This window comes from Bacteroidota bacterium (genome assembly GCA_039111535.1).
GTDB lineage: Bacteria > Bacteroidota > Rhodothermia > Rhodothermales > JAHQVL01 > JBCCIM01.
Genome location: JBCCIM010000322.1, coordinates 1 through 3,932 on the forward strand (window position 1 = coordinate 1; position 3,932 = coordinate 3,932).

5 protein-coding genes are annotated in these 3,932 nt (G+C 51.1%); all 5 read right to left on the bottom strand.

The genetic code is table 11. The features are described 5' to 3' along the window. Positions 1–31: 31 nt before the first annotated feature. Positions 32–1,009 carry a hypothetical protein gene (locus tag AAF564_26330; GenBank protein MEM8489091.1) on the bottom strand — a complete coding sequence of 326 codons (978 nt, stop codon included), beginning with the start codon at positions 1,007–1,009 and terminating at the stop codon, positions 32–34. Positions 1,010–1,011: 2 nt separating this feature from the next. Continuing rightward, the gene (locus tag AAF564_26335; GenBank protein ID MEM8489092.1) at positions 1,012–1,683 is read right to left on the bottom strand and encodes a phosphoribosylanthranilate isomerase; all 672 of its coding nucleotides are present in this window, start codon (positions 1,681–1,683) and stop codon (positions 1,012–1,014) included. Positions 1,684–1,712: 29 nt separating this feature from the next. Then, complete coding sequence (locus tag AAF564_26340; GenBank protein MEM8489093.1) at positions 1,713–3,161, bottom strand: NAD(P)(+) transhydrogenase (Re/Si-specific) subunit beta; 1,449 nt, start codon at positions 3,159–3,161, stop codon at positions 1,713–1,715. A gap of 62 nt (positions 3,162–3,223) precedes the next feature. Next, positions 3,224–3,511, bottom strand: coding sequence for an NAD(P) transhydrogenase subunit alpha (locus AAF564_26345; GenBank protein ID MEM8489094.1), 288 nt, complete (start codon positions 3,509–3,511; stop codon positions 3,224–3,226). A 48-nt stretch (positions 3,512–3,559) separates the two neighbouring features. Beyond that, the coding region (locus AAF564_26350) for an NAD(P)(+) transhydrogenase (Re/Si-specific) subunit alpha (protein ID MEM8489095.1) at positions 3,560–3,932 on the bottom strand (373 nt) is incomplete at its 5' end.

A 3,932-nucleotide genomic window follows, 5' to 3' on the forward strand; every position in this document is an offset into this window, starting at 1 on the left:
CACTCGGCAATCGACACTCGGCAATCGACACTCACCCTACAAACCTGAACTCCTCTGGATGCCAATACCAAACCTGTGCAGCAGAGAGGTGTACGCCGCCAATCCAGCGATCTACAGGTATGAAGTTGGTACGCTGCATTTCGCCAGATAGCACACTCCGGCCGGCCGCAGTAATTTGAAAAGACTGTTTGAGAATGTGTGGGTACACGAGGGATGCTCCCGAAGGCGCACCCATGCCGTTTGAAACAACCTGCACAAGTGGATTATTCCCCGAGCAAAGCAAAGACAGGCGCTGCATAAAAGATGCATCTCCTAAAAACATTGCTACTTCCATTTCCTGATTTTTGCGAAAGAGGATACCAGCATTTTCAGGGCCATCAGCGAGTATCGTAAGGATTTGCTGCTCGGTCCGCGACAGACCCGTATCAACATTCGGATAGGATTCGGCAAGACGCAGCAAAGCCGGCTGCATATGCGGCAGCAGCGGCGTCTCATAACGCAGCATCTCTCCCAGTTTATCTGGCGTTTCAGCCGTGAAGGCTTCCCAGTATTTTACGCCGGCGTCTATACAAGCAGCATCAACTTGTGATCGCGTACCAAACGCCTCCATCAGCGCTTCCGGTTTGCAATATCCGATGTAAGTTGGGGGTTCAGCCATAGCAATATGCCCACTGTACGACACATCTGTATGCAGTAAAAACAGCACTTGCAGTAACTGTAACTGATCGTACAAGTCGTGCTCGAAGAACAGCACCAGTTCGTCAAATGAACGCGCTCCAAGGAGCTGTGCGTCCCGTGCCTCAAATGCTGTTTTAATCTTGTCGAACGACATTTCATCCACAGAAGCAAGATACCGCGCACGCAGCTCGGACAAGACCGGTAGTTCATAGCCACCGGGTACGGGTCCATCATGCAAAACGTCATCCCAAGAGAATATCTCTCCTTCAACGCCGGCAGCCCGGATGCTGTCTACGCCACTTCTGCCATTGGTTACTACTAGCGTTGCCATAATCAAACTGATCGAATTGCTTCAAAAAAGGCAGCAAGTTTATGCTGGTCAAGCTGTCCACCCGACCGCACACCACTGCATATATCAACCCCATATGGCTGTACTACGCGCAGGGCCCCAACAACGTTTTGCGGATTGAGCCCACCAGCCAAAAAAACCGGAATGGAAACGCGTTTGACTATTTCCCTGCTTATATCCCAGTTGTGCGTCCGCCCCGTTCCTCCCAGTTCTTTGACAGATAGATCGGGATTCCCTGAATCCAGCAGTAATGCATCCACATGCGAAGCATACGCGACAGCTTGTGTGACTGCATCTTCATCCACTACGTGAACCACTTGCACGATACCTATGCCGGGCAATTGCAAACGCAACTTTTCCTGCTCCTCCGGTAAAACATGGTCAACCAGTTGCAACACGTTGGTTGCACAAAATTGCTGTTGGGCAACAATGGATGCCGCCGTGGTTTCACTGGTCAGCAGAAAAGTAGCAACAGGCGGCGCAACGACACGCGCAATTTCTTTGATTACGTGCTCCTCTACTACGCCGGGCCCACTTGGCATGGCAGATACCAGACCCAGTGCGTCCGCGCCGGCTTCAATAGCCAATTTTGCTTCAGCAACGGTGGATATACAGCAGATTTTTACGCGAACCCTTCCGGGTAGTCCTTTTCCCATGGCCACATCAACAGCAGGCCGGCCGGGCTTTACTCAAGCTCCTTGACCTCGTTCGTAATCGCGATAATAGAGTCTTTTGCATCCCCAAACAGCATACGCGTGTTGTCATGGAAAAAGAGCTCGTTTTGCACACCCGAATACCCCGGACGCATGCTCCGCTTTAATACAACGACGTTGCGCGAATTGTCCACATTCAAAATAGGCATGCCGTAAATCGGACTCGCTTTGTCGTGTCGCGCGGCCGGATTCACAACGTCGTTTGCGCCAATGATGAGGGACACGTCTGTGGTGTCAAATTCACCGTTGATGTCATCCATTTCGTAGAGGTGGTCGTACGGCACGTTGGCCTCAGCAAGCAGCACGTTCATGTGCCCCGGCATGCGGCCGGCAACCGGATGAATGGCGTATTTGACGCGAACGCCTTTTGCCTGCAGTAAATCAGCCAGTTCACGCACCTGATGCTGCGCTTGCGCAACAGCCATCCCGTAGCCCGGGACAACCACAACCTGCTCTGCATAAGTCATCATGATGGCAACGTCTTCTGCAGACGTTTCATTGATCGACTTGCCATCCATCGATGTACCACCCTCAACAGCAGCTGCTTCGTCACCGCCAAACCCGCCAATCAATACGTTCAACAAAGAACGGTTCATGGCATCGCACATGATTTTGGTTAGAATGAGTCCGGATGCACCAACAAGCGCCCCACTCACAATCAGGGCCGTGTTGTCGAGCACAAATCCGGTTGCTGCGGCAGCAAGTCCGGAGTAAGAGTTAAGCAACGCGACAACAACGGGCATGTCAGCGCCGCCAATCGGAATAACAAGCAGGATACCTAGCAAGAAAGCGATGGCAACCAGCCCAATTGCACACCAGACAACAGGCTGCACTTCCGCCGGGAATGCATTGGCATTCATAGATACAACAACAAAACAGCCTATAGCAGCAATTGCCATCAAAATGGTCAACAGCCGCATACCTGGGAAAGAAATAGGATTCCCGCTAATTTTTCCACTCAACTTCCCTACAGCCACAAAGCTGCCTGAGAAGGTTACTGTACCGATAAGGATACTGAGCAAAATGGTAATGCCGATAGGCACGTCAAACGGCACCGCTACAAGGGTTGACGCGGTATTTTCAGAGAGGGAGAGGTACCTCGCAAGCTCGGCGCTGGCCACAAAGGTGGAGGCAATCCCCCCAAGTCCGTTCAACACACCTACCATTTCGGGCATGGATGTCATTTCAACGCGGCGGGCCATAAGGGCACCCAGGCCACCGCCAATGACCATACCAAGCAACATTTCAACAGGTGTCAGGATTTTTGCTACAAACAGCGTAGCAACTACTGCAATAAGCATTGCGATCGAAGACAGCCGGTTGCCCTGCCGTGCAGTCGCCGGCGACTGCAGCCGCTTCATGCCTACAATAAACAAAGAGGCCGCAACGAGATAAGCTAGATCAATGAGGGTAGCAATCATAATATCAAGTACTCAAAATATCCAGGGTATTCAATGCCACGCAAAGGACTCGACCAGGCGGTTCAGGAAGACTTTTCGGTAGTTTTCTTCTTAAACATCTGGAGCATCCTGTCAGTAACGAGGAATCCGCCCACGACATTTATTGCGGCCACAATCAGCGCGGCAAAGCCCAACCATTTTGCCCAATCACCGCCTACCATGGCAGCAGCCATCAGCGCACCAACGATCGTGATGCCACTAATCGCATTGGTACCCGACATAAGTGGGGTATGCAACGTCTGAGGTACTTTACTGATAACCTCAAAACCAATAAACGAGGCCAATACAAAGACAATCAGGTTTTCAAGCATAACTTTATTTCAAGGCGGGTAAGTTATTGCAAAACAAGAACTTGGAGGTTATCCAGCAAGCAGTCTTTTGACACGCTCGTTGATGACCTCTCCGTTGTGGGTAACGCAGGATCCTTTGAAGATTTCGTCTTCAAAGTTGTGGGTAAACCCTTCGTCCCCATAGAATTCCAACACCATTGCCATCAACGTACGTGCGTACATCTGACTGGCATGCACGGCCATTTCGGATGGAAAATTGGTGGTACCGACAATTTTTACACCGTGTTGTACTACGGTTTTGCCTTTTTCTGTGTAGGCGCAGTTGCCACCGTTCTGGGCAGCCATATCAATTATTACTGACCCCGGCTTCATCGCTTTGACAGCGTCTTCGGATATCAGTAAAGGCGCAGCTCGTCCGGGAATCAATGCGGTTGTAACAACC

What these genes read in the sequence shown, in the direction of transcription:
- AAF564_26330 (MEM8489091.1), bottom strand. Translation starts at nt 1,009, where the DNA reads ATGGCAACGCTAGTAGTAACCAATGGCAGAAGTGGCGTAGACAGCATC.
- AAF564_26335 (MEM8489092.1), bottom strand. Translation starts at nt 1,683, where the DNA reads ATGGGAAAAGGACTACCCGGAAGGGTTCGCGTAAAAATCTGCTGTATA.
- AAF564_26340 (MEM8489093.1), bottom strand. Translation starts at nt 3,161, where the DNA reads ATGATTGCTACCCTCATTGATCTAGCTTATCTCGTTGCGGCCTCTTTG.
- AAF564_26345 (MEM8489094.1), bottom strand. Translation starts at nt 3,511, where the DNA reads ATGCTTGAAAACCTGATTGTCTTTGTATTGGCCTCGTTTATTGGTTTT.